The organism is Leisingera sp. ANG-M1, assembly GCF_000813745.1.
GTDB lineage: Bacteria > Pseudomonadota > Alphaproteobacteria > Rhodobacterales > Rhodobacteraceae > Leisingera.
Map to the genome: position 1 here is coordinate 909 of NZ_JWLC01000084.1, position 1,185 is coordinate 2,093.

1 protein-coding gene and 1 pseudogene are annotated in these 1,185 nt (G+C 65.9%); both read right to left on the minus strand.

Features of this window, described 5'->3' with window-relative positions; genetic code table 11:
- Nucleotides 1-454: hypothetical protein (locus tag RA19_RS27160; protein WP_193748345.1), on the minus strand; the 454-nt coding region annotated here is incomplete at its 3' end.
- Nucleotides 455-899: 445 nt separating this feature from the next.
- A pseudogene (locus RA19_RS25505) lies at nucleotides 900-1,185 on the minus strand (caspase family protein); the annotation flags it as partial.

Genomic DNA, 1,185 nt, shown 5'->3' on the forward strand with positions numbered 1-1,185 from the left:
CCGCGCGGACATCCCCTGGCCGCGGTTTCAGACCAGCTGTCAGCGCTGCATAATCCGCATCCGCCGCAAAGAACCGGCGCAGCAATTGCCGTGCAGCCACCGAGGCCCGCGGCCGGGGCGCTGCCACGGCCTTTTGCGCAAGCTGCTCAGCCAAGGCGCTGAACCGCAGCCCCGGGCTGCTGCTGCACATATTTTGCAACACAGTGAGTATCTTGGACAGCTCTTCCGGCCCCATCACCCGGAGCCGCCCCTCGGCCTTGGCCAGATATCCTGAGACCCAGGCTCCGACCAGCACCCGGTCGACCACATCTTCAAAGACAAGCACCGAGACGCAGGGCTGGCTGGGATCGAATTTGTCCCTTGCCGCCTGCACCGGCAGCGCCAGGGCTGCAGAAAGACACAAAGCACTGAAAACAGAGGGAAAACGGCGGAACTTGCTACAGAGAGAAAACATAAGAGGCCTTCCGGTCAGGATGCGCATACTCTCAATATAGCTCCAGCCCCGCGATTGCCCTCAACCGCTGCACCCGCAGGCAGGGGCCTCCCGCGCCCGCGGGCCCGCGGCTGGCGCCGCCGGACCCTGGCGGCCTTGGGCATAGCGCTGCGCTGAAGCGCAGCGCGGACTTCGTTCCGGCCGCATTGCCCAGAGGCACAGTCCCTGCCCCGGCCAAGACGGTCTGCGGTGCTTCGCGGCGGTTAAACCTGAACCCGCAGCCAGCGCATCCGCGCCTGGCACGCAGGCATTTCCGGCGGCGGGCCATGCAGGTGCGCGCGCCGGTCCGGCCTCAAAGATGCCGCGCTGTGCACCGCACAGCGCCACGCCCAACTGGACTGGTGCATTTTTCAAATGCGCCGGATCAGGCGGGAGCCTCCCGCCGTCCCCGCAACCTGACGGAAGCTTATTGACAGCCGCCCGCAGCCCAGCTCTTCAAAGCCCGTTTCAGCGCCCCGCCAAACGGATGCTGCTTGCCCAGAGAGCGCTGCATGGCGAGGTTCAGATAAGTCCCGCCTTGGGTGCACAGACGGTCGCGGGTCCATTGATGGCAGGCGCTGCAGGTCTGTTCCTTCCAGTAGCTGTCCGGCAAGCCTTCAACGGGCGGAAAGGCCGGCGAGCGGGTCACCGCCTCGGCAAGGGTCAGCCCCGAAATCGCCGCCATTTCCGTGTGCAGCGGGCTGGCATAGGTT